The organism is Vibrio sp. HI00D65 (assembly GCF_001635455.1).
GTDB lineage: Bacteria > Pseudomonadota > Gammaproteobacteria > Enterobacterales > Vibrionaceae > Vibrio.
The window spans coordinates 1-220 of record NZ_LWEH01000273.1 but is presented as its reverse complement, the minus strand read 5'-3'; the positions used below and the strand labels follow the sequence as shown (position 1 = coordinate 220).

General features: G+C 44.5%; 1 pseudogene. It reads right to left on the bottom strand.

The window, feature by feature from the left end:
* Positions 1 to 220: pseudogene (locus A3712_RS18655) on the bottom strand (diguanylate cyclase); the annotation flags it as partial.

The following is a 220-nucleotide window of genomic DNA, read 5'->3' as shown; positions in this document are numbered from 1 at the left end:
TCTGACAAGCAGCTACGGTTGAGTAAGCCTGTTAAGCTGTCGTGTGAAACTTCATAACTGAGCTGGTTAACCAGTTGCTCAGAACGGTCGTTGAACCACATCTCCCTTAGTGTATAGATAATGATATCGGCGAATAGCTGATGATGTTTGATGACCTCTTGTTGCTGAGTTGGGCTAAGCGGTGATGTAAAAGTGGAAAACAGTACGCCCATTACTTCAC